Raw genomic sequence first — 25552 nt, forward strand, 5'->3', positions numbered from 1 at the left:
AACTTAGCTTTCCTTAGCTGCTTTTTGAGAACCCCTTTTTCTTGTATCAGGACCTTTTTAGAGTCCGGCGGGAAGGTCGCATCGCAAAATTCACAAATGGAAAGGAAGAAAGAAAATGGGAGAATATGTAAATCCGGCCAAAATCTTTGGCGAAAATGTATTCAATGACACTGTAATGCAGGAACGTCTTCCAAAAAATGTTTACAAGAAGCTGAAAAAGATCATCGAAGAAGGCGGTGAGCTGGATCTTGCTACTGCAGATACGATTGCACATGAGATGAAAGAATGGGCAATTGAAAAAGGAGCAACACACTATACACACTGGTTCCAGCCGCTGACTGGTACAACTGCAGAAAAGCACGATTCTTTTATCACAGCACCGATGCCGAACGGCAAAGTACTGATGAGCTTCTCCGGTAAAGAGCTGATCAAAGGCGAGCCGGATGCATCTTCTTTCCCGTCCGGTGGACTGCGTGCTACCTTTGAGGCAAGAGGATATACAGCATGGGACTGCACCTCACCGGCTTTCGTTCGTCAGGACGCAGCAGGCGCAACCCTCTGCATTCCGACTGCATTCTGCTCCTACACAGGAGAGGCGCTTGACCAGAAAACACCGCTTCTTCGTTCCATGGAAGCTCTGAATGTACAGTCCCTGCGTCTGTTAAAACTGTTCGGAAACACCACTTCCAAGAAAGTAACTCCTTCTGTAGGACCGGAGCAGGAATACTTCCTGGTAGATGCAGAGAAATTCCTGCAGAGAAAAGACCTGATCTACACCGGCCGTACCCTGTTCGGCGCAATGCCTCCAAAAGGACAGGAGATGGACGATCACTATTTCGGAACCATCCGTCAGAGAATTGCTTCCTTTATGAAGGAGGTCAACATTGAGCTGTGGAAGATGGGCGTTACCGCAAAGACACAGCACAATGAGGTTGCACCGGCACAGCATGAGCTGGCTTCCATCTATTCCGAGGCAAACGTAGCAGTCGACAACAACCAGCTCGTAATGCAGACCTTAAAGAGAGTTGCATGCCAGCACGGACTGAAATGCCTGTTGCATGAGAAACCGTTCGCAGGTGTCAACGGTTCCGGAAAACATAACAACTGGTCCATCACCACAGATGACGGCATCAACCTTCTTGAGCCGGGCAAAACACCGCACGAGAACATTCAGTTCCTGCTTGTGTTAAGCTGCGTCCTGAAAGCTGTTGATGTTCACGCAGATCTGCTCCGTGAGTCCGCAGCCGATCCAGGAAACGATCACAGACTGGGAGCCAACGAGGCACCGCCGGCCATCATTTCCGTATTCCTTGGCGAGCAGCTGGAGGACGTTGTTGAGCAGCTGATCAGCACCGGAAATGCAACCAAGAGTAAAAAAGAGGGCGTTCTGGAGACTGGTGTTAAGACGCTTCCGGATCTCAAGAAAGACGCTACCGACCGTAACAGAACCTCACCGTTCGCCTTCACCGGAAACAAATTCGAGTTCCGTATGGTTGGTTCCCGTGACTCCGTTGCAGCTCCGAACATCGTACTGAACACCATCGTTGCAGAAGCATTCCGCGATGCATGCGATGTACTGGAAGGCGCTGAAAACTTCGAGGACGCTGTCCATGATCTGATCAAGAAGAACTTAAGTGAGCATCAGAGAATCATCTTCAATGGCGACGGATATGCAGATGAGTGGTTAGCTGAGGCAGAGAGAAGAGGACTTCCGAACATCAAATCCATGGTGTACGCAATCCCGGCACTGACCACTGATACCGCAATCAAACTGTTCGGCGATTTCAAAGTATTCACCGAGGCAGAGCTGGTATCCCGTGCAGAAGTTAAATTCGAGAACTATGCAAAGACCATCAACATCGAAGCAAAGACCATGATCGACATGGCAAGCAAACAGATCATCCCGGCAGTCATCAAATATGCGACTTCCCTGGCTGGATCCATCAACACCATCACCGCAGCAGGTGTTACGGCAGTTGGTGTACAGAAGAATCTGCTGAACGAGACAAGTGCACTGCTTGAGGAAACTCAGAAAGCACTCGACGAGCTGATCGCAATCGAGAATGCAGGATGCGAGATGGAAGACGGCGAAGCAAAAGCAAAATACTACTACGAGAAAGTTACTCCGGCTATGGAGGCACTCCGTGCACCGGTTGACAAACTGGAGATGATCGTAGACAAAGAGATGTGGCCGATGCCGTCTTACGGCGATCTGATGTTTGAGGTTTAATCCGCAGACGGTCCGATAAATTGTAAAAATTCTGTGAAAACAGGGCAGAAAAAGAGGCTGTTTTTGACAACAGCCTCTTTTTTTAGTATAATGGAGATTAGTTGTTGCCAGAAGAAAAGGGCGGACAGCGCTGCCGGAACAAGCGGCAGGAAAACATGGAGGAAACGCTTCTGGAATTTCGGAGAAAAACAGAAGCATACAGAACTATGAATGCAGAACTGGAAATTTTAGGTGTGAAGCTGAAACATTACCGCGTCGATGCGGCAATGGAGATTGCAGAGGAATACCTCTCGAACGATAAGCTGAACACCATCGGGATTGTTACGATGCAGATGCTGATGCAGGCGAGCAAGGAACCGACGTGGAAACAGTATATCGAAGATCTGGATCTGACGGTCATCGGGGAAACCGAGGTGCTGGAGGCAGCAGGAATTGACCCGGAGACGCCGTCCTATGAGGAAGTGGAGACGAACGAGTTCATCGCACGCTTTTTCTGGGGACTGATTCAGAAGAAAAGCCGGATTTTCGTACTGGGCGACACTGAGGAAGAACTGCAGACACTGCAGAAATATCTGACAGAAACGTATCCCGGCATTGAGATCGGAGGCGGTGCTGTCGTCGAGACGCTGGAGGAATCCGCGTTTGACAGCCTGGTCAACGAGATCAACAGCCAGACGACGGACGTGATTGTGAGCGGCCTTGCAGGAACGCGGCAGGATCGTTTCGTTCTGGAAAACAGCAGCAAAATCAGCGCAAAAATCTGGCTGAGCCTTGGCGAGCATTCGACGCTGCAGAACGAGGCCGGTATAAAAACGAGCTGGTGGGGAACTCTGCTAAAGAAGAATACGTTCAAGCGGATGGTAACAAAATATAACAGCGAAAAGGACGGTTAAAGTTCATGAACTGGATACGGAACAAACAGCAGTGGAGAGATTATCTGCTGATTACGCTGGGAACCGCGGTCATGGCGGTTGCGACCAGCTCGATTTACGACCCGGCGGGGCTTGTTACCGGAGGATTTTCCGGTCTTGCAATCGTCATCAAACAACTGAGCCAGATGCTGTTCGGAAAAGGAGTTCCGCTCTGGGTGACGAACCTTGTGCTGAACATTCCGCTCTTTCTGTTCGGAATCCGCATGAGCCGCGATTTTCTGGTGAAAACCATCTTCGGAACCCTGATGAATACGTTCTGGATTGCCGTTCTCCCGGTGCTGCAGCTGGTGCCGGATGACAGGATGCTTTCCGCACTGTTCGGCGGCGTTCTGATGGGAGCAGGCATCGGCCTCGTCTTCATCGGAAACGGTACGACGGGCGGAACGGATATGATGGCGGCTCTGATCCAGAGAAAGCTGCGCCACTATTCCGTTGCACAGGTTATGCAGGTGCTTGATGGAATCATCGTCATCGCCGGTATTTTTGTCTTCGGTATCCACGCTTCGCTCTATGCGATCGTGGCAATCTACGTGACGACGAAAGTGACGGATGCCCTGATGGAAGGTATGAATTATGCGAAATCCGCGTTTATCATTACCGCGCATCCGGAGCAGGTAGCCGATGAGCTCATGAAAGAACTCGACCGCGGCGCGTCCGGCATCCACATAAAGGGAATGTATACGGGCGAAGAGCGTATGATGGTATTCTGTGTTGTGGGCAAAAAACAGATCCCGCAGCTCAAACAGATCGTAGGAACGATCGATCCGGACGCGTTTGTCGTTGTGTCGGATGCAAGAGAAGTCTTAGGAGAGGGCTTCCAGACGGATTTCTCCTGAACTTTTTACGTATTTTGTGGTATAAATGTTGTGTTTTCTCTTCCTTTTTTGTCTATTTTGTATTAAAATAATTATATCTGTGAGGTACTTTGCATCAGGCGCAGAACCATAGGGGTGTGGATATGCCTGGCAATGAAAGCGGGTGCAGCCGGAGACAAACTATAGGATGAAAGAGGGAAGAAAATATGATTTCAAATCAGATTTTACAGAGTACCATTGAGGGAATCAAAAATATTTCGCGTGTCGAACTCTGCGTGACTGATGTAGAAGGAAAGGTTCTGGTAACGACGTTTCCGGAGGTTGAGATCAGCCAGAATGATATTGTAACGTTTGCGCAGTCTCAGGCAGATTCCCAGACCATGAAAAATTATCAGTTTTTTAAAGTATACGATGAACACCAGCTGGAGTACGTTCTGGTTGTAAAAGGCGGAAACGATGACATTCACCTGATCGGGAAAATGGTTACCTTCCAGATTCAGGGCCTCCTTACCGCCTACAAGGAGCGCTTCGATAAAGACAACTTTATCAAGAATCTGCTGCTCGACAACCTGCTGCTGGTCGACATCTACAACAGGGCGAAGAAGTTACATATTGAAGTGGAAGCACGCCGCCTTGTATTTATTCTTGAGACAAATCCGGATAAAAACAGCGGGGCGCTGGAAAGCGTCAAGAGTCTGCTCGGTACCAAATCCGGTGACTTTATAACTGCCGTCGATGAGAAAAACATTATCATCGTCAAGGAACTTGCTCCAGGTGAGGATTATGCCCAGATGAACAAAGTGGCAGCCACCATTCTGGAAGCAGCAGGAAGAGATGAGGAGGGGAAAACCCACGTTGCTTACGGTACCATTGTCAAGGAGATCAAAGAAGTATCGCGTTCCTACAAAGAAGCCAGAATGGCGATGGACGTCGGAAAAATCTTCTCCGCTGAGAATGATATCTATGCATACAGCTCACTGGGTATCGGCCGTCTGATTTACCAGCTTCCGATCCCACTGTGCAAAATGTTCATCAAAGAGATTTTCGGCAACAAATCGCCGGATGACTTTGATGAAGAGACACTGACAACGATCAATAAATTCTTTGAAAATTCTCTGAATGTCTCGGAAACCTCGAGACAGCTTTATATACACCGAAATACCCTTGTCTATCGGCTGGATAAGCTGCAGAAGAGCACGGGACTCGATCTTAGAGTTTTTGAAGATGCGATCACATTCAAGATTGCGCTTATGGTTGTGCAGTACATGAAATACATGGAAACGCTCGATTATTAAGCGAGAACCCTTGAAGGAGGAATTGCATGATAACATTGGATAGTGTAAGTAAGAGTTACGCGAAAGGCCAGCCGGCCGTCAACAACGTATCCTTACACATCGAGAAGGGGGAATTCGTCTTTATCGTGGGAAACAGCGGTTCTGGAAAATCGACGCTGATCAAGCTCCTTTTGAAAGAACTCGAGCCCACATCCGGTACCATTAAGGTAAACGGACAGATCTTAAATAAAATGAAACGCTGGAGAGTGCCGAAATACCGCCGCGGTGTCGGCGTCGTATTCCAGGATTTCCGCCTTTTAAAAGACCGGAATGTCTATGAAAACGTAGCATTCGCACAGCGTGTCATCGAGAAACCGAACCGCGTCATCAAAAAGCGCGTGCCGGAAGTCCTGACGCTGGTCGGACTGGCAGAGAAGTACAAATCCTTCCCGAAGGAGCTTTCCGGAGGAGAGCAGCAGCGAGTTGCCGTGGCAAGAGCCATTGTCAACCGGCCTGACATTCTTCTGGCGGACGAGCCGACCGGAAACCTGGACCCGGGAAACTCCATGGAGATTATGAAGCTCCTGGAGGAAATCAACAACAGAGGAACGACCGTTCTTGTGGTAACCCACAACCGTGAGATCGTCAACTCCATGAAAAAACGCGTTATTACCATGCGAAAAGGCGTGGTAGTCAGCGATGAGAAGGAGGGCGAGTACCATGAGGTTTAGTACACTGGGCTACAGCATCAAACAGGGTGTCAAAAACATCTGGAGAAACAAGATGTTCTCGCTGGCATCCATCGCAACCATGGGAGCCTGTATCTTTCTGTTCGGTATCTTCTTTGCGGTTGTCATCAACTTTAACTACATCGTAAAAAATGCCGAGACAGACGTATCCATGACCGTCTTCTTCAACGAAGATGTGGATCAGGCGACAATCGATGAGATCGGAACGGAGATCAAGGCCAAGACCGATGTGGTCAAGGAATGTAAGTATGTTTCCGCGGATGAGACGTGGGAAAACTTTGCAAAACAGTATTTCGAAGGAAAAGAGGAATACAAGGACGGCTTTAAGCCAAACGACAACCCGCTCGCAACTTCTGCTCACTACGAGGTTTACGTATACCAGGTAGAGACGCAGGATGCACTGGCTGAGTATATCCGCTCGCTGGACGGTGTCCGTGAGGTTAAACAGGCCGAGGGTGCAACAACAACGTTGACGACGATGAACCGTGTCATTGGCTACGTTTCCATCGCGATCATCCTGATTCTTCTTGCCGTATCTGTTTTCCTGATCAGCAATACCGTCACGATCGGTATTTCGGTCCGGAAAGAGGAGATCGGTATCATGAAGCTGATCGGTGCGACGAACCTGTTTGTAAGGGCTCCGTTCCTGATCGAGGGTATCCTGATCGGTCTTGTCGGAGCAGCGATTCCGCTGGGGCTGCTGTACGTTGTATACAACAGAGTCATCAGCTACGTTATGACGGAGTTCAGCGTACTGTCGAACTTTATGGCATTCATGCCGGTATCGGCCGTATTCCGGATTCTGCTTCCGGTCGGACTCATTCTCGGTATGGGAATCGGACTTGTCGGCAGTATCTTTACGATTCGAAAACACTTGAAAGTCTGATAGGATTAGACAATATAATAAAGTAAAAATAAGTCCCGGAATCCGTCAAAAGATTCCGGGATCTTTCGATTGGGAGGCATATTTTGGAAGAACTGATGAAGGAAGAAAAAGAGGGCGTAAAAGCGGCAGAGCAGGAAAAACCGAAAAAGCGCAGAAACAGAAAGAAAAACCGAAAAAATGAGATGCGGAAGAGCTACTTTGCGGGCATGATTTCCATGCTGGCGATTGTAATGATCGTGCTTGTCGGAACAACGTTTCTTTGGCCGGGAAGCAGTGCGGACCACCCCGGCGGCTTCTGGGCGTGGCGGAAGACGGCGGCGATCAAAGCGATGATCAGCCAGCTTTACGCGGGCGATGTGGATGACACAGAGCTGTCGGATGCGATGTATAAAGGGCTGATCAGCGGCCTCGGCGACAAGTATTCTACGTATTACACGAAAGAGGAATACGAAGCGATCAAGACAGCGCAGGAGGGTTACTATCAGGGCATCGGTGTTACGGTGACGCTGGACGGCGATAAGCTGCAGGTCACCGGCGTACAGGACGATACCCCGGCGGCGAAGGCCGGTATTCAGGCGGATGACCGCATTGTGAAGATTGACGGGCAGACACTCGAAGGCTTAAGCCTCAACGATGCGGTCGGTCTTCTGAAAAACAGCGAGAACGACACCGTGACGCTTTCCATCGAGCGGGAAGGCGAGGCGGATCTGATTGAAACGGAAGTCACAAAAGAGAAGCTTGCGGCGATTGTGGCAGACGGTAAAATGCTGGACGACAAGATCGGCTATCTGGCCATCAGCGAGTTTACAGGGCTTACCCCCGAGCAGTTCCAGAAAGTATACCAGTCACTGCAGGATCAGGGCATGGAGCGCCTTATCATCGATCTGCGCGGCAATCCGGGCGGCCTCGTGACGGCAGTCTGCGACACCCTGCGCCAGATCCTGCCGGAGGGACTCATCGTGTATACCGAGGATACAAATGGAAAACGGGAAGAGTATACCTGCGACGGCGATACCCCGATCTCGATTCCACTCGTCGTGCTGGTCAATGAAAATACGGCAAGTGCGGCAGAAATCTTCACGGGAGCAGTCAAAGATTACGGCATCGGAACGATTGTCGGAACGACGACATTCGGAAAAGGCATTGTCCAGAATACATTCCAGCTCTCGGACGGCAGCGTGGTGAAGCTGACGATTGCCCATTATTACACGCCGCTCGGAAACGACATCCACAAGGTCGGCATTACGCCGGATGTCGAGGTGGAGCTGCCGGATGACGCGACGAGCGATGTGCAGCTCGAAAAAGCGTTGGAAGTTGTCAAAGGACTGGAAAGTGCGGAATAAAATAAGAATTTTCACAGAAAAGCAGGAAAAAGGTAGGAAAAAAAGCACGAACGTGTTATCTTAGTAGAGGAGCCGAAAACAGATCTTGGCAGGCTCTAAAAGAAAGTGAGGAAAGACAGATGAACTTTACAGAAAGAAGAAAACAGGTTTTTGATAAAATGGACCAGGATTCCGCACTGCTTTTGTTTTCCGGAATCGAGCTGCATGTCAGCGCAGACGAATATCTGCCGTTTGAAGCAAACCGCAACTTTTTCTATCTGACCGGTCTTCGCAGAGATCACATGATCCTGATGATGAAAAAGACCGCAAAAGAGGAGAAATCCATTCTGTTTATCGAGGAAGCGGATCTGAACCAGGAGAGATGGTTTGGAAGAAAAGTAACCGTATCCGAGGCACAGGAGATCACCGGAATCGATGACGTTCGTTTCCTGGATTCCTTTGAGGGCATGGTAAACCGTCTGATGGCACGCGAGGACATCGGAACCCTGTATTTCGACTGCTACCGCTATCAGGTCGAGGATCTGCCGGATTACAACATGGTAAAGGCAGAGGAGTTCGCAAAGAAATTTCCAGGCAGACCGATTAAAAACATTGCTCCTGTCATCGCAGCACTGCGGATGCAGAAAGATGAGGATGAGATCGCTCTCGTCCGCCAGGCAATCAAGATCACCGACGACGCGCTGAAATTCGTGATGAAGAATCTGAAACCGGGCTGCACCGAGTATCAGGCACAGGCTGATTTCGAGTACAAGATTTTCCACGAGGGAGCAGACGGAACCGCATTCCCGACGATCGCAGGAAGCGGTGCAAACGGAACGATGCTGCACTACGACACCAACCGTGATGTGTGCGAGGATGAGACCCTGCTTCTGATGGACCTCGGAGCAAAATTCCAGGGCTACTGCGCAGATATCACCAGAACGTATCCAGTCAACGGAAAATATACGGACCGTCAGAGACAGGTTTACGACGTTGTTCTGGCAGCAAACCGCGCCGTTGCAAAAGCAGCAAAACCGGGTATGACATTAAAAGAGCTCGACGATATCGCAAAGGATGTTCTCGGCGAGGGCTGTGTGAAACTTGGTCTGATCGAGAAGAAAGAGGATGTCGGAACCTATTACATGCACGGCGTTTCCCATCACCTCGGCATTGATGTACACGATGTGACTGCGGCATGGAACGACAAGCTGCGTCCAGGCGCCATCATCACCGATGAGCCGGGTCTTTATATTGACGAGTGGGAGATCGGAATCCGGATCGAGGATGATATCCTGATTACAGAGGACGGATGCGAGGTTCTTTCCGAGAATCTGATGCGTGATCCAGACCAGATTGAAGCCTTTATGCAGGAAAAAGAGGCGTAAGAAAAAAACTACGGAGGATTTAGTTAGATGAAAATTGCAGTTACATACGATAACGGGAATATTTTCCAGCATTTTGGAAAAACAGAGAATTTTAAGGTTTACGAAGTAGAAGACAATCAGGTGGTTTCCAGCGAAGTGATCGGATCCAACGGAACCGGCCACGGCGCACTGGCAGGCCTTCTTTCCGAGCAGGGCGTGGATGTTCTGATCTGCGGCGGCATCGGCGGCGGTGCACAGGCTGCTCTTGCTGAGGCAGGCGTAGAGCTCTGCTCCGGAGCAGAGGGAGATGTGGATGCAGCGGTGGGAGCTTACTTAAACGGAACGCTCACATCTGCGGGTGCAACCTGCGATCACCACGATCACGAGGAAGGCCATTCCTGCGGCGGCCACTGCGGAAGCCATGAGGAAGAGGAGAGCTCCTGCGGCGGTTCCTGCGGAACCTGCGGCGGCGGATGCGGTGCACCGACTCCGGTTATGGAAGGTAAGAATGTCGGAAAAACCTGCCGTACCCACTACAGAGGAACCTTCAACGATGGAACCCAGTTTGATTCTTCCTACGACCGCGGCGAACCGCTCGAGTTCATCTGCGGTGTGGGCCAGATGATCCGCGGCTTCGATGCAGCCGTTGCAGAGATGGAAGTCGGCGAAAAAGTCAACATCCATCTGATGCCGGAGGAGGCTTACGGAATGCCGGATCCGAACGCAATTTTCACCGTTGCGATCGCACAGCTTCCGGGAGCAGAGGAAGTAGAGGTCGGACAGCAGGTTTATCTGCAGAACCAGTACGGCCAGCCGTTCCCGGTAAAAGTTACCGCAAAAGACGAGACCAATATCACGTTTGATGCCAACCATGAGATGGCTGGAAAAGAGCTGAATTTTGAGATTGAACTGGTTGAAGTGAAATAAAAAAATGCATAAAAAAGAGTGTCAGGACGAAGGAGCCAGGCACTCTTTTTTGATGCGCAGAAAAATCAACGATTCCCATTTCCGATTTCCGTTATTTTTTGTAAAAGTAAACAAAAAATGACCAAAATTCATTTTTTGCCATTTCAAATATTGACTAATAGTCATTTAAGTTGTAAGATGTGGTACTAGAAAAACAAGTTAAAAATGAATCAGAGGAGATGAATGAAAATGGTTAAAGTTGGCAAATGGATTGCCAAGCACAGGATTCTGATGCTGATCATTGGATTTCTGCTGATTATTCCGTCAGTCATCGGAATGGCAGCAACGAAAGTAAACTATGATCTGCTCAGCTATCTGCCGGAGCATCTGGAAACTGTAAAAGGACAGGACATTCTGGTAGATGAATACGGCATGGGTGCGTTCTCCATGGTTGTCGTGGAAAACATGGAAATGAAGGACGTACAGAAACTCGAAGAAAAATTCGAGCAGGTAAACCACGTAAAAGAAGTTTTATGGTATGACGATGTGGCAGACATCAGCGTGCCGGTTGAGATGATCCCGGAAAAACTCCGAAAAGCATTCTACAATGGGGATGCAACCATGATGCTCGTTCTGTTCGACAATACGACTTCTTCCGATGACTCCATGGAGGCAATCGAGGATCTTCGTAAAATTGCGAACGAGCAGTGCTTCATCGGCGGTATGACCGGTGTTGTTACCGATATCAAAAACGTAGCATTAAAAGAGCTGCCGGTTTACGTTGTCATCGCCGCAGTTTTGAGCCTCGTTGTCATCGAGCTGACATCGACTTCCTTCGTTGTTCCGATCCTGTTCCTGTTAAGTATCGGACTTGCAATCCTTTACAACCTGGGAAGCAACGTGTTTCTTGGTGAGACTTCCTACATCACAAAAGCGCTGACCGCCGTGCTGCAGCTTGGTGTTACGATGGACTACTCCATCTTCCTGCTGAACAGTTTCGAGGAGAATAAAAAGCGTTTCCCGGATGACAAAGAGCGTGCGATGGGCCATGCAATCGCCAACACGTTCAAATCCGTAGCCGGAAGCTCCGTTACCACCGTAGCCGGTTTCCTGGCACTGTGTGTTATGACCTTTGCCCTTGGCCGCGACCTTGGTATCGTTATGGCAAAAGGTGTTTTGATCGGCGTTGTCTGCTGCGTCACCGTCCTGCCGGCCATGGTTCTGGTATTTGACAAGGCAATTGAGAAAACGAGACACAAACCGCTGGTAAAGAGTCTGGATAAACCATCCGCTTTTATTACCAAACATTATAAGGCGTGGGTTGTGATCTTCCTGATCCTGCTGTTCCCGTCGATCTACGGAAACAATCATACCCAGATTTACTACAACATTGCGCGTTCTCTTCCGGCTACCCTGGACTGCAACGTGGCAAATGATGAGGTAAAAGCGCAGTTTGACGTAAGCAACATGCATATTGTGATGATGGATCGCGATATGGATTCCAAACAGAAAAAGAAAATGATGGAGGAGATCGGCAACGTAAAAGGTGTCAAATCGACCATCAGCATGAGTTCCCTGCTTGGACCGACGATTCCGGAATCCATGATCCCGGAAAATCTCCGAAGCATGCTGCAGAGCGATGAGTATGAGCTTGCATTTGTGAGCTCTGAATATGAGTCCGCAACAGATGAAGTAAACGAACAGGTCAAAGCGATTGACAAAATCGTAAAATCCTACGATAAAGATGGAATGGTCATCGGTGAAGCACCGTTGATGAAAGACCTGCAGGATGTTACCGATGCTGACCTTGTCAACGTAAACGTGCTTTCCATTGGTGCAATCTTTATCATCATTCTGCTGATCTTCAAATCGATTTCTCTGCCGATTATTCTGGTAGCAGTCATCGAGTTTGCAATTATGCTGAACATGGCAATCCCGTATTATCAGGGAACCAGCCTTCCATTCGTGGCCAGCATCGTAATCGGAGCTATCCAGCTCGGTGCAACCGTCGATTACGCGATCCTGATGACAACCCGTTACCAGAAAGAGCGTCAGAACGGAAAAGACAAAAAAGAAGCCATCAGCATTGCCCACAAAACAAGCATGCCGTCCATCATCAGCAGCGGCCTCAGCTTCTTCGCCGCAACCTTCGGTGTAGCCTGCTACTCCCAGGTTGAGATGATTGGTTCCATCTGTACCCTGCTTGCACGAGGCGCGATCATCAGTATGGTCGTTGTTATCCTGATCCTGCCGGCGATGTTTATGATCTTCGATAAACTGATCTGCAAGACGTCGATTGGATTTTTGAAGAAGAAAACGAAATAAAACCAATTGGGAGAGTCCCCTGTGTCAGAAATGTGTCTGATGCAGGGGACTTTTGCGTCCAGGAGATGAAAAATGAATAGAACAAATATTCGAAAAAGCTATACTTTTGTTATAAAGTCTGGTATAATCAGAGAAGCTATAAGAGAGACCGCAGAAAGCGGACAGACGAACAGATTGGATCTGCAGACAGAGCATACAGAAGGAGATATATATGGATCATTTTGTATTACATTCCGAATATCAGCCGACCGGTGACCAGCCGCAGGCGATTGAGGAGCTGGTGAAAGGATTTCAGGAAGGAAATCAGTGTGAGACACTGCTCGGTGTTACGGGTTCCGGTAAAACATTTACGATGGCGAATGTGATCCAGAAGCTGAATAAACCGACGTTGATCATTGCGCATAATAAGACGTTGGCGGCGCAGCTGTATGGAGAATTTAAAGAATTTTTTCCGGAGAACGCAGTGGAATATTTTGTCTCCTACTACGACTACTACCAGCCGGAGGCTTACGTGCCGTCTTCGGATACGTATATTGCGAAGGACTCTGCGCGGAACGATGAGATTGATAAGCTGCGGCTTTCCGCGACTTCTGCACTGAGTGAGCGGAACGATGTCATTGTGGTTTCCAGTGTTTCGTGTATCTATGGAATCGGAAGCCCGAAGGATTACATGGAGATGATTATTTCGCTCCGCCCGGGAATGGAAAAGGACCGGGACGATGTGATCCGACAGTTGATTGATATTCAGTATGACCGGAATGATATGGATTTCCACCGCGGGACGTTCCGCGTGCGCGGTGATGTATTGGAGATTTTTCCGGCGGAGGAGACGGACAAGGCGGTGCGCGTCGAGTTCTTCGGGGATGAGATTGACCGTCTGGTGCAGATCGATACGCTGACGGGTGAAATCTTATGTGAACTGAACCACATCGCAATCTTTCCTGCCTCCCACTACGTTGTGCCGATGGACACGATCCTGAAAGCAACAGGCGAGATTGAAAAGGATATGGAAGAGCAGGTGAAGTTCTTCAAGCACGAGGGAAAACTGATCGAGGCCCAGCGCATCGAGGAGCGGACCAATTTCGATATTGAGATGCTCAAAGAAACCGGCATCTGTTCCGGCATCGAAAACTATTCGCGTTACCTCTCCGGATTAAAGCCAGGCGAGCCGCCCTACACACTGATGGACTATTTCGGAGATGATTTCCTCATCATTGTGGATGAGTCGCATAAGACTGTTCCGCAGATCCGCAGCATGTATGCCGGCGACCAGTCGCGGAAATCGACGCTGGTGGACTATGGATTCCGTCTGCCGTCCGCAAAAGACAACCGCCCGTTGAACTTCGGCGAGTTCGAGGACCGGATCGATCAGATCCTTTTCGTATCTGCCACGCCGGGCGACTACGAGGCAGACCACGAGCTGCTGCGCGCCGAACAGATCATCCGCCCGACCGGCCTTCTCGACCCGGATGTCGAGGTACGCCCGGTGGAGGGACAGATCGACGATCTGATTTCGGAAGTAAAGAAAGAAACTGAAAAACACAACAAAGTTCTCGTGACGACGCTGACGAAGCGTATGGCAGAGGATCTGACCGACTATATGAAAGAGGCCGGCATCCGCGTGCGTTACCTGCACTCCGATATCGACACCCTGGAACGGACCGAGATCATCCGTGATATGCGTCTCGATGTCTTCGATGTGCTCGTCGGCATCAACCTTCTGCGTGAGGGTCTCGACATCCCGGAAATCACACTCGTGGCGATCCTGGATGCCGATAAAGAAGGTTTTCTGCGTTCCGAAACCTCCCTGATCCAGACCATCGGCCGTGCCGCGCGAAACAGCGAGGGCCATGTTATCATGTACGCCGATGTGATGACCGATTCCATGCGCCTCGCGATCGACGAGACGAAGCGCCGCCGTGCCCTGCAGGAAGCCTACAACAAAGAACACGGCATCACTCCGACCACCATCAAAAAAGCCGTCCGCGATCTCATCAGCATTTCGAAAGAAGTGGCAAAGACAGAAGAAAAGATGGAAAAAGACCCGGAGTCCATGAGCCGCGAAGAACTGGAAAAACTGATCGGCCAGGTACAGAAACAGATGAAAGCCGCTGCCGCCGAACTCAACTTCGAAATGGCCGCCGAGCTGCGTGACAAAATGATCACACTGAAGAAGAGCCTGGATGACATGGAAGAATAAAAAATCAGAAATAAAAAAGAAGAAAAGAGCATGAAAAAAGCGTGCCGGAAAAGCGACAGAAAACTTTCCGGCACGCTTTTTTGCGTCCGATTTTGCTTCCTTCTTGTTCAGAATTGACGCAAAATAAGAATACTATTATAATATAAAATACGACCAAACGGTCGTATCAAAACGAAAAACACAAAAATAAAAAAGACAACAATAAAAAAATTAATCGCCGAATTTTCTCTTTTTACTGGAGACACTCAGCAGATAGTCGACCGAGCAGTCATAGAACCGTGCAAGCCGGATCACATAGTCGATCGGGATGTCGCGGATTCCTTTTTCGTAGCGGGAATAGACGTCGCGGTTGCATTCGAGCAGGGCAGAAATCTCTTTGATGGTGAGATCCTGATCGATCCGCATATCTTCAATTCTCTGGTATTTCATACGTTGTACCATCCTTTCAGATTCAAACCCATACTACCAAACGGTTGGATGGACAAAGTTAAATCAGATCATATGGTCGCAAATTGGAGAATGGGGCGGGAGAGAAAAACGGCGGGTGAAGACAGCCTGTGCAGAAAGCAGAAAAATATGTACGGCAGAAATGGGGGAACGAATGGGAAAAGCAGAAAGAATAGAAATAGAAGATTTTGTCCAGAATATAGTGGAACGGATGGAGACGCCGGAAGCGTTTGAAAAAATGATCAGCCGGGAAGAAGAATGCGAAGCGCAGGGGCAGGAGAGCCGTCTGAGGGATGTGCTGAAGAAAGAATGGCCGGTGGACGAAAAGGGAGAGCGCATCTATCAGATTACTAATATATATGAAGAAAAAGCAGAAGAACTCCTCATTGTAGAACTGTATACCGGCATCCACCTGGAAAACGGAGTCCCGTGCGGGCATTTTACGCTGTATCTCTGCGGGGAGCCGGACGGATGGAAACTCAGCGAAACGCGGATGATGGAATATCTGCAGAATCTGTAAACGAAAAAGCAAAACAGGGAGGACAGGGAAAAGAAAAACTGTCCTCCTGCTTTTGCTGCGGCGGAGACACCGGAAAGTCAGGATCTATACGGCCGCTTCTCATCGCTGATGCCGACCAGATAATCCAGACTGACCTGATACAGCTCCGCCAGACGGATGGCAATGGAGATCGGCAGCTGCCGGACGCCTTTTTCATATCGGGTATACACATCGCGGTTGCAGCCGAGATAGTCGGCAACCTGGCGGATCGTCAGATCGTGGTCCGTGCGCAGATCCTCCAGTCTCTGATATTTCATGATTCATCACCTCTGAGAAAAATGCTACTAAATGGTCGTATCAAAATGGCAGAATCCTACCATACGGCTATAGCGCCTTTGAAACAGTAGAATGCAATAAAAAAGAAAAGTCAGATTCCTTTTCAGAAAGAAAACGGTTTATACTTTTTTCACAATTTCTTCATAGAAAAACCGGGAAAAGGTGTTGACAAACAAAAGGCAGAGTGCTATCTTAAGAGCATAGATGTTAGCACTCCACTGAAACGAGTGCTAACAGGACTATACAACAGGAAGGAGCTTATCTTAGTGGATACAGAATTGGATGAAAGAAAAAGAAAAATATTAAAAGCGATCATCCAGACGTATCTGGAAACGGGCGAGCCGGTCGGCTCAAGAACGATTTCCAAATACACGGATTTGAATTTAAGCTCCGCCACAATCCGGAATGAAATGTCCGATCTGGAAGAGATGGGTTACATCTTACAGCCCCACACTTCCGCAGGACGCATTCCTTCCGATAAAGGCTACCGCCTCTATGTAGATGAGCTGATGCGGGAAAAAGAACAGGAAGTTGCAGACATCAAAAACATGGTCATTGAAAAAACAGACCGAATGGAAAAAGTTCTGCAGCAGGTTGTCAAAGTCCTCGCTTCATCTACCAACTATGCAACGTTGATTACAGGACCGGAATATCACAGAAATAAAGTGAAATTCATCCAGCTCTCAAAAGTCAATGAAGAGCAGCTCCTGGCCGTCATCGTCGTAGAAGGCAACCTGGTGAAAAACCAGATGATCGACCTCGACGAGACCATCAACGATGAACAGATATTAAAGCTGAACCTGCTTCTGAACACACAGCTCAATGGCCTGACCATTGAAGAAATCAATCTTGGCATGATCAAGAAGATGAAAGAGCAGGCAGGCATCCACTCCGGCATCATCAGCAAAGTGGTCGATACCGTAGCGGAAGCCATCGCAGTCAGTGAAGAAGATGTGCCGGTGTACACCAGCGGCGCAACCAACATTTTCAAGTACCCTGAGCTTTCCGACAGCAGCAAAGCCAGCCAGCTGATCTCCACATTCGAGGAACGGCAGAAACTGGTCGATATGATCAAAGGAGCTGCCGAGGAGCAGGACGGAGAGGAAAATACCGGTATTCAGGTATACATCGGAAATGAATCTTCGATGGAACCCTTACGGGACTGCAGCGTGGTCACCACCACATACGATATGGGAAACGGTATGCGCGGAACAATCGGTATCGTGGGACCAAAGCGGATGGATTACGAAAATGTGGTAGATAACCTGAAAACATTAAAAGTTCAACTGGACGCCGTCTTCAAAAAGCCGGACACAGGTGAGTAGAAAGGTGGAATGATCAGTGAGCGAAGAAAATAGAAAGAAAGAGGAAACCATGGAAGAACCTACACGCGAGATGGAAAAAGAAACCGGAGCAGAGAACGATCTGCCGGAAACCGAACCGGCTGCGGAGCAGGAAGAAGCAAAGAAAGCAGCAGAGGCAAAAGAAGCGGAAGCTGCAGAAGAAACTGCTGAGGATGGCAAAGAACGAAAGTTCTTCAAAAAGAAAAAAGATAAAAAAGATGAGAAAATCGAAGAGCTGACTGACCGCCTGACCCGTCAGATGGCAGAGTTCGATAACTTCCGCAAACGCACCGAAAAAGAAAAAGCAAATATGTATGCCATTGGAGCAAAAGACATCATCGAGAAGATTCTTCCGGTTGTTGACAGCTTCGAGCGCGGACTTGCAACGGTGGAAAACCCGGAGGAAGATCCGTTCGCAGACGGCATGAATAAAGTATACAAACAGTTTACCACAGCACTCGATGAACTCGGTGTAACCGTGATCGAGGCCGTTGGAAAGGAATTCGATCCGAATCTGCACAACGCAGTGATGCATGTGGAGGATGAGGAAGCCGGCGAGAACATCGTCGTAGAAGAGTTCATGAAGGGCTACATGTACAAAGGTTCCGTAGTCCGTCACAGTATGGTCAAGGTGGCTAACTAAGCCTTGAAGATAAATAAATAGAAATTAAACCATTTTTTAGCATAATTCATTGAGGAGGAAACAACAATGGGCAAAATTATTGGTATTGACTTAGGAACAACAAACAGCTGTGTAGCCGTTATGGAAGGTGGAAAACCAACCGTTATCGCAAACGCAGAGGGTGAAAGAACAACTCCATCTATCGTAGCATTCACAAAAACAGGTGACCGTCTGGTCGGCGAGCCGGCAAAACGTCAGGCTGTAACAAACGCAGACAGAACCATCCGTTCCATCAAACGTGAGATGGGTACTGATTATAAAGTAGACATCGAAGGAAAGAAATACTCTCCGCAGGAGATCTCCGCTATGATCCTTCAGAAACTGAAAGGTGATGCAGAGAACTACCTTGGTGAGAAAGTAACAGAAGCAGTTATCACAGTTCCGGCTTACTTCAATGACGCACAGCGTCAGGCAACCAAAGATGCCGGTAAAATCGCAGGTCTTGATGTAAAACGTATCATCAACGAGCCTACCGCAGCAGCTCTGGCATACGGACTGGATAACGAGAAAGAGCAGAAGATCATGGTATACGACCTTGGAGGCGGTACCTTCGATGTTTCCATCATCGAGATCGGTGACGGTGTTATCGAAGTTCTTTCCACAGCAGGAAACAACCGTCTGGGCGGCGATGACTTCGACCAGAAAGTAACAGATTACATCCTTGCTGAGTTCAAGAAACAGGAAGGCGTAGATCTTTCCAATGATAAAATGGCTCTGCAGAGAATCAGAGAAGCAGCAGAGAAAGCAAAGAAAGAGCTTTCCAGCGCAACTACAACCAACATCAACCTGCCGTTCATCACTGCAACCGCAGATGGCCCGAAACATCTCGATATGAACCTGACAAAGGCTAAATTCGATGAGCTGACCCACGACCTGGTAGAGAAAACCGCAGAGCCGGTACAGAGAGCACTTTCTGATGCAGGTCTGCAGGCATCCGAGCTTTCCAAAGTCCTTCTGGTAGGCGGATCTACCCGTATCCCGGCTGTACAGGATAAAGTAAGACAGCTGACCGGACACGAGCCGAGCAAGAGCCTGAACCCGGATGAGTGCGTAGCACTTGGTGCTTCCGTACAGGGCGGTAAACTTGCAGGAGATGCCGGCGCAGGCGACATCCTTCTTCTGGATGTAACTCCGCTGTCTCTGTCCATCGAGACGATGGGAGGTATTGCAACTCGTCTGATCGAGCGTAACACCACAATCCCGACCAAGAAGAGCCAGATCTTCTCCACCGCAGCTGATAACCAGACAGCAGTAGATATCAACGTAGTACAGGGTGAGCGTCAGTTCGCGAAAGACAACAAATCCCTCGGCCAGTTCCGTCTGGATGGAATTCCGCCAGCAAGAAGAGGCGTTCCGCAGATCGAGGTTACCTTTGATATCGATGCCAACGGTATCGTAAATGTATCTGCAAAAGACCTGGGAACAGGAAAAGAGCAGCACATCACCATCACCGCAGGCTCTAATATGTCCGACAGCGAGATCGACAAAGCAGTCAAAGAAGCTGCTGAGTTCGAAGCTCAGGATAAGAAACGCAAAGAAGCAATCGACGCAAGAAACGATGCAGACTCTATGGTATTCCAGACCGAGAAAGCAATCGAGGAAGTCGGCGACAAGCTGGATGCAAACGATAAGACAGCAGTAGAAGCTGACCTGAACGCACTGAAAGACCTCATTGCAAAATGCAATCCGGAAGAGATGACAGATGCACAGGTAGCTGACCTGAAAGCAGCTCAGGAAAAACTGATGACAAGCGCTCAGAAACTGTTCGCAAAGCTGTATGAGCAGCAGGGCGGCGCAGCAGGCGCTGGTGCCGGAACAGCTGGTGCAGGCCCGGATATGGGAAATGCAGGAGCGGCAGGCGGCCATGACGACGATGTCGTAGACGCTGACTACAAAGAGGTTTAATTTTCGGCATGTCACACTCCGTGAAAATACCGACTGTGAGTTGAAACAATAAGTAAATAAACGCAAAAAGCCCTGTGAGGCGAATGTTTGCAGGGGACGGAAAATACATTCCGCCCCCTGTATTTATGCTGGTATTGCTTTCGGAAAAGTGCTATACTGGAGCGTGCGGAAAAACATTTCTGCAAAGATGAAATTTGTGGAACAGAAATGAAAAGGTGAACATAAATGGCAGAAAAAAGAGATTATTACGAGGTCCTCGGCGTAGACCGCGGAGCGGACGATGCAACATTAAAAAAAGCATACCGTAAACTGGCCAAGAAATACCATCCGGATATGAACCCGGGCGACAAAGAGGCCGAGGCAAAATTTAAAGAGGCGACAGAAGCCTATGGCGTGCTGAGTGATCCGGACAAACGGCGTCAGTACGATCAGTTTGGCCACGCTGCATTTGAAAACGGCGGTGGCGGCGCAGGAGCCGGCGGATTCGGCGGCTTCGACTTTGGCGGCGGAGATATGGGTGATATCTTCGGCGATATTTTCGGCGACCTGTTCGGTGGCGGCGGAAGCAGAAGAAGAGCAAACAATGGACCGATGAAGGGAGCAAACCTCCGCGCTGTTGTCCACATTACGTTTGAGGAAGCTGTTTTCGGATGCCAGAAAGAGCTCGAGATCAACCTGAAGGATACCTGTACAACGTGCCACGGAACCGGCGCAAAACCAGGAACTTCACCGGAAACATGCTCCAAATGTAACGGTACCGGTCAGATTACGTACACACAGCAGACCATGTTCGGTTCTGTGAGAAACGTGACAACGTGTCCGGATTGTAACGGAACCGGAAAGATCATTCGCGATAAATGTACCGCATGCCACGGCACGGGCTATACATCCAGCAGAAAACGCATTCAGGTCAACATTCCGGCCGGAATCGACGATGGACAGAGCATCCGGATCCGTGAAAAAGGTGAGCCGGGTGTAAACGGCGGACCGAGAGGAGATCTGCTTGTCGAGGTTCAGGTAACCCGTCATCCGATCTTCCAGAGACAGGATATGAACATTTTCTCCACTGCACCGATTACGTTTGCCCAGGCAGCACTCGGCGGCGATGTGAAGATCAGCACCGTTGACGGAGACGTTCTCTACACTGTAAAACCGGGAACCCAGACCGATACGAAGATCCGTCTGAAGGGAAAAGGTGTTCCGTCCCTTCGCAACAGCAATGTGCGCGGTGATCACTACGTAACACTCGTAGTCCAGACTCCGACGAAACTGAATGAGAAAGCAAAAGAAGCCCTCCGCGCCTTCGACGAAGCCTGCGGAAACCGCCCGGCAGCAGAAGCAAAAGCAGCCGATGGTGAGAATACCGCAGAACAGCCGAAGAAGAAAAAAGGGTTTATGGATAAGGTGAAGGAAGCGTTTGAGGATATTGATAAATAAAAAATCTATCTGTTTTTGTTCTCATTCGGACAAAATTTCTCACAGACTTGAGCATGTAGAATATGAAAAGTCTTTTCCAACACGCTCTAATATGAAAGAAATAGAAAATATGAGATAAATGAAAAGAAGAACCTGCAGGAGAAACAGGTTCTTCTTTTTTGACAAAATTTAAAAATACAGAATATTCAGAAAATTGCAAATATTGATCTAAATCAAGAGAATGATGAGATGTGAAAAACTGTTCATGATATAATTAACAAAATTGCATAGGAATAAAAAAGATTGATGTTATGTAATGTAAAATAAAAAGGCAGAAAGGAAATAGAGCGGTTGGAAAATGAAAATATAGAAAAACAGGAGTTCTTCAAAACTTATTTAGGTATCAAAAATAAAAATGTGCTGAGCAGTCTGGAACAAATGGCGTATGTCTGGAAGGTGAAAGATAAGGAAGTTATCATTCGAGAAGGGGAACCGCTGCCATGCGTTCCTTTTCTGATATCGGGCATTGTAAAAGGGTATTGTGAAAGCAAGGGAGATGGAAAAGAGCATGTTTCCTGCTTTGGTTATTTAAAAGGAGACATTGTTGTAGGAATTTCCAATTTATCCGTAAATGTGAAATCACTTTTGACGATAGAATCAATCAGTTCGTGTACCATGCTGTGCGTCCCGATACCAGAATTGTTGAAGTTGATTGAGCAATCGCCGGAAATGATGCGTTTATATAACCGTGCACTCAGCCTTGCATATAAAAAGCTAATTGAACATGAGGATATTGTTGCAAACCACAGGGCAAAGGAACGATATCAATATTTTGTTGATACCTATCGGGATCTGGTAGATGTTGTGAGTAAGAAAGATATCGCTTCCTATCTGCATTTATCGCCGGAGAGTCTGAGCCGTGTCCTGAAAAGCTATAAGGAAGAAAAATAGAAAAACGAATCGAAAAGTGATGCGCGCTGAGCGGAAAAATTTAATCAAATCAAGGAAATCCCTGTTTTCATTGAGAAAAGCAATAAGCAGTGAGGCGGGGAATTGCGTGAATCAGGAGGGGAAAGCCCCTTATAAGAGAGAAGACGGCAGATCTAAAAAAAGCAGATTATAAAGTACAAAAAAGAAATGGAAGGGGAAGAAAAATGGCATTTTTAGATGGAGTAAAAGGAAAAATTTCAAAAGCAGGATATTCAACTATGCAAAAAGCAAAGGATTTGTCGGAGATTACGAAACTGAATATGGCGGTTTCTGAATCGGAGACGAAAATCAATGAAATCTACAGTGAAATAGGATATAAAGTTTACTGTGCATATCGGGAAAATCCGCTGGAAGAAGTCAAAGAGGAAATTGGCCAGATCCGGGAGCTGGAAGAGGCTATGGAAGCATGCAAACTGCAGATCCAGGCAATCAATGCAATGAACAGCTGCCCGCGCTGCGGTGCAAAAATCAAACCGGAAATGATGTTCTGCAGCAGCTGTGGAATGAAACTGCAGAGTGAAGAACAGGAAACGGTGGAAGAAGAACAGGAACGGCCGGCTTTTTGCAGTGAATGCGGAGCACCGCTGGAACCGGATATGAAATTCTGTACGGTTTGTGGACATAAAGTTGACGAGTAAAATCGAGAGCGTGTTTGAAAAAGCAAAGCACAGAAGAGAAGATCAAATCAGACAGCAAAAAGATAAATGATCCAAAATAGGGAGGTGGATTTTGGATCATTTATTGCAAAGAAAAAAGATTTGTGGATAAAAAGGGACAGGAGAGGAAAACAAGTATGAAAAAATGCCCGGTATGTGGAAAAGAGTGGTCAGATGCGACAAGATTTTGCGGAAGCTGTGGAGCAAAACTGGAGGATGGAAATATTGTAGTGCCAGATATAGTGCCGGATGATGGGAAAGAGGAGCAGAGAAAAAAAACAGAGCCGGTCAAACCGAGTGTGAAAAAAACGATAGAACCTGTCAGACCGAAAACGAGGGAAACAGCAGAAAATAAAAAGATAGCAGAAGAAAAAGAAGAAGAAAAAAACACAGCTGAACGTAAAAGAGCAGAATACAATAAATCGGACGCCGTGCTGCCGGTAAAACGCAGAAAAAAAGGATGGAAAATTGCGACAGCACTTGGCCTGACTGCAATAGTGGCAGTCGGAGCAGTAGTTTTCTGTGTGAAGTCCGGGGAAAACATGGAACACCCATTTGTAGAATTATATGGGGACAGTTATGAAATTCTCACGAAAGAAAAACTGGGACATACCATAACCATTACAGACAATGGGCTGGACTGGCTGGGCGATGCCGTAATGCAGCTTTCACCGGATCGAAAATATCTCTATTATATGGAAAACTATGATATTTCGACGGGAACGTCCAGACTCTACCGGTGTGAATATCAGAAGTTGTCCAAAAAAGAAGAAAAAAATGAGAAATACAAAACAAAAGTTGCGGCAAATGTCAGAGTTTTTTATCCGCTGGAAGACGGAAAACTCCTTTATATCGACAAGGATTCCGAGCTGTTTTGTTATGACGGGGAAGTATCTGTGAAGATTGCAGATTCACTGCAGGGATATTATCAGCTCAAAGACGGAACGGGACTCGTTTATACGAAGGGAAACGCTGACGAAGGATTTGATGTCTGTGGCGTAAGCTATAACAATCCAACGGAAGAAGTATTTCTGGCGGATGGGATGACCGATGTTATGCTGGCAGATGATCAGGAGCATATTTTGTGCAGACGATATGACGGTCAGTCAGAGGATGATCAGCTTGTTTTTCTAACATCTTTTGAGGAAGAGACAAAAGAGCTGGGAACACCAGTCAGTGATATGTATGCATGGGAAAATGGCGCGGTTTATTACTTTGCTTCCGGCGAGAATACAGAATGTGAACTGGAAGACTTCGTGATTGACAGCAGAGGAAACACGGAACAGTGGCAGGAATTACAAAAAGAAGCGGAATCATATCATCCTGTTCCAACGGAGTGTCAAAGTCTTTATGAATATAAAGATGGTGAAATAAAACAGATTACAGCCAATGACATTAATAATGCCGGACTTTATAGGGGAAATAGCGTACTATACCTGGATGTAAAGAAAATGGAGCCGGTAGATTTAGCAGAAGTGAAGGATGCAGATTATATGATTGACCTTTTAGATCAGAGAATATATGAGCAGGGAATGTATGTTAAACCAACGAGCAGGAAGAATTCCATTCACATCATAGGAGAAGTTGCGAAAAAAATTGAAGACATAGATGAGGAAGGAGAAAACTTCTGGATCTATGCAAACGAAACAGATCTGTTCCTGGAAAGCGGATCTGATTTCTGGCACGCCGCAATCAAAAATGATGAAGTCAGCGATCTGGAAGAGATGCCGGAAGGCTATGTAAAATCTGTTACGCCAACAGAGATTTATTATACAAGCAATTTCTACACGGAAGGGGACAATGCGTACTACGATGTCAACGTGATAGAAAATGGAAAAAGCAGATGCCTTGCAAAAGAAGTGCTGGAAGACTATGTCAAGATTTACGAAGATGGAACAGTCATGGCTTACACGGATCGGAATTCCGATGGAGAATATGAACTTTCCATTTTTGATAAAAAAGGAAATAAGACAAAAATTGCAGATGGAGTCACGAAGGCGATTCGGGAAGAGGATGGAGATATTGTGTATGACAGCCGGCATGATCTGATGCTTTATCAAAAGGAAGAAAGTGAGCGGATTGGAATCGGTATAGTAGATTTCTGGTATGCGGATGAAATGAAAACGGAACAGAATTTCCGGCTGGACTGGTGAGAAGAGATCCCTATTACCTATTGTGGAAAGCAGAGTAGCAGTGTCCTTACAGAGTAAGAGAGTGCAAAAAATCTGGAAAATTATATTAGGACTCTATTCAGAAGTAAAGATACGATGAGAGA

General features: G+C 47.7%; 21 protein-coding genes. 19 read left to right on the forward strand and 2 right to left on the reverse strand.

Annotation, left to right across the window (positions count from 1 at the left end):
- Positions 1-115: 115 nt before the first annotated feature.
- The 11 genes from DW915_RS06005 (at position 116) to uvrB (ending at position 15003) form a co-directional block, all read left to right on the forward strand.
- A complete protein-coding gene (locus DW915_RS06005) occupies positions 116-2230 on the forward strand; it encodes a glutamine synthetase III family protein (RefSeq protein WP_022461634.1) in 2115 nt (704 codons plus the stop codon).
- A gap of 104 nt (positions 2231-2334) precedes the next feature.
- Positions 2335-3123: a WecB/TagA/CpsF family glycosyltransferase gene (locus tag DW915_RS06010; protein WP_118741774.1), complete on the forward strand. Its 789-nt coding sequence runs from the start codon at positions 2335-2337 to the stop codon at positions 3121-3123.
- Between the two features lie 5 nt (positions 3124-3128).
- Complete coding sequence (locus DW915_RS06015; protein ID WP_022461636.1) at positions 3129-3998, forward strand: YitT family protein; 870 nt, start codon at positions 3129-3131, stop codon at positions 3996-3998.
- Between the two features lie 185 nt (positions 3999-4183).
- Positions 4184-5272 carry a PucR family transcriptional regulator gene (locus DW915_RS06020; RefSeq protein ID WP_022461637.1) on the forward strand — a complete coding sequence of 363 codons (1089 nt, stop codon included), beginning with the start codon at positions 4184-4186 and terminating at the stop codon, positions 5270-5272.
- A 26-nt stretch (positions 5273-5298) separates the two neighbouring features.
- Positions 5299-5982 carry a cell division ATP-binding protein FtsE gene (ftsE, locus tag DW915_RS06025; RefSeq protein WP_022461638.1) on the forward strand — a complete coding sequence of 228 codons (684 nt, stop codon included), beginning with the start codon at positions 5299-5301 and terminating at the stop codon, positions 5980-5982.
- Entirely contained in the window at positions 5972-6886 is a 915-nt protein-coding gene (gene ftsX, locus DW915_RS06030; protein WP_022461639.1) for a permease-like cell division protein FtsX, read from the forward strand. The genes ftsE and ftsX overlap by 11 nt, the downstream gene beginning before the upstream one ends.
- A gap of 83 nt (positions 6887-6969) precedes the next feature.
- Positions 6970-8229, forward strand: a complete 1260-nt coding sequence (locus tag DW915_RS06035) for a S41 family peptidase (protein WP_118741775.1) — start codon at positions 6970-6972, stop codon at positions 8227-8229.
- Between the two features lie 119 nt (positions 8230-8348).
- Positions 8349-9593: an aminopeptidase P N-terminal domain-containing protein gene (locus DW915_RS06040; RefSeq protein ID WP_055220735.1), complete on the forward strand. Its 1245-nt coding sequence runs from the start codon at positions 8349-8351 to the stop codon at positions 9591-9593.
- A 27-nt stretch (positions 9594-9620) separates the two neighbouring features.
- A complete protein-coding gene (locus tag DW915_RS06045; RefSeq protein ID WP_118741776.1) occupies positions 9621-10499 on the forward strand; it encodes an FKBP-type peptidyl-prolyl cis-trans isomerase in 879 nt (292 codons plus the stop codon).
- 228 nt (positions 10500-10727) lie between these two features.
- Positions 10728-12803 (forward strand): efflux RND transporter permease subunit, encoded by a 2076-nt coding sequence (locus DW915_RS06050; RefSeq protein WP_118741777.1) that lies wholly within the window; start codon positions 10728-10730, stop codon positions 12801-12803.
- A gap of 211 nt (positions 12804-13014) precedes the next feature.
- Positions 13015-15003: an excinuclease ABC subunit UvrB gene (uvrB, locus tag DW915_RS06055; RefSeq protein ID WP_117813028.1), complete on the forward strand. Its 1989-nt coding sequence runs from the start codon at positions 13015-13017 to the stop codon at positions 15001-15003.
- Positions 15004-15213: 210 nt separating this feature from the next.
- On the opposite strand, the gene DW915_RS06060 is transcribed toward uvrB, so the two are convergent.
- Positions 15214-15432, reverse strand: coding sequence for a helix-turn-helix domain-containing protein (locus DW915_RS06060; RefSeq protein WP_055228291.1), 219 nt, complete (start codon positions 15430-15432; stop codon positions 15214-15216).
- A gap of 172 nt (positions 15433-15604) precedes the next feature.
- Here DW915_RS06060 and DW915_RS06065 point away from each other — a divergent pair, with 172 nt between their 5' ends.
- The gene (locus DW915_RS06065) at positions 15605-15970 is read left to right on the forward strand and encodes a hypothetical protein (protein ID WP_022461735.1); all 366 of its coding nucleotides are present in this window, start codon (positions 15605-15607) and stop codon (positions 15968-15970) included.
- A gap of 77 nt (positions 15971-16047) precedes the next feature.
- Here the strand turns inward: DW915_RS06065 and DW915_RS06070 are convergent, their stop codons facing one another.
- Positions 16048-16266 (reverse strand): helix-turn-helix domain-containing protein, encoded by a 219-nt coding sequence (locus DW915_RS06070; protein ID WP_118741779.1) that lies wholly within the window; start codon positions 16264-16266, stop codon positions 16048-16050.
- Between the two features lie 285 nt (positions 16267-16551).
- On the opposite strand from DW915_RS06070, the gene hrcA reads away from it, so the two are divergent.
- The 7 genes from hrcA to DW915_RS06105 all read left to right on the forward strand — a co-directional run bounded on the left by hrcA (position 16552) and on the right by DW915_RS06105 (position 25430).
- Positions 16552-17610, forward strand: a complete 1059-nt coding sequence (gene hrcA, locus DW915_RS06075; RefSeq protein WP_022461073.1) for a heat-inducible transcriptional repressor HrcA — start codon at positions 16552-16554, stop codon at positions 17608-17610.
- Between the two features lie 16 nt (positions 17611-17626).
- Positions 17627-18271, forward strand: coding sequence for a nucleotide exchange factor GrpE (gene grpE, locus DW915_RS06080; RefSeq protein WP_330378123.1), 645 nt, complete (start codon positions 17627-17629; stop codon positions 18269-18271).
- 66 nt (positions 18272-18337) lie between these two features.
- On the forward strand, positions 18338-20215 hold the full coding sequence (gene dnaK, locus DW915_RS06085; protein WP_055228293.1) for a molecular chaperone DnaK: 1878 nt from the start codon (positions 18338-18340) through the stop codon (positions 20213-20215).
- 225 nt (positions 20216-20440) lie between these two features.
- On the forward strand, positions 20441-21652 hold the full coding sequence (gene dnaJ / locus DW915_RS06090) for a molecular chaperone DnaJ (RefSeq protein ID WP_055228294.1): 1212 nt from the start codon (positions 20441-20443) through the stop codon (positions 21650-21652).
- Between the two features lie 330 nt (positions 21653-21982).
- A complete protein-coding gene (locus DW915_RS06095; protein ID WP_055228295.1) occupies positions 21983-22582 on the forward strand; it encodes a Crp/Fnr family transcriptional regulator in 600 nt (199 codons plus the stop codon).
- Positions 22583-22785: 203 nt separating this feature from the next.
- Entirely contained in the window at positions 22786-23259 is a 474-nt protein-coding gene (locus DW915_RS06100) for a zinc ribbon domain-containing protein (RefSeq protein ID WP_055228296.1), read from the forward strand.
- A 155-nt stretch (positions 23260-23414) separates the two neighbouring features.
- Positions 23415-25430 carry a zinc ribbon domain-containing protein gene (locus DW915_RS06105; protein WP_118741780.1) on the forward strand — a complete coding sequence of 672 codons (2016 nt, stop codon included), beginning with the start codon at positions 23415-23417 and terminating at the stop codon, positions 25428-25430.
- Positions 25431-25552 lie beyond the last annotated feature (122 nt).

The organism is Blautia sp. AM42-2 (genome assembly GCF_003480245.1).
Classification (GTDB): Bacteria; Bacillota; Clostridia; order Lachnospirales; family Lachnospiraceae; genus Fusicatenibacter; species Fusicatenibacter saccharivorans.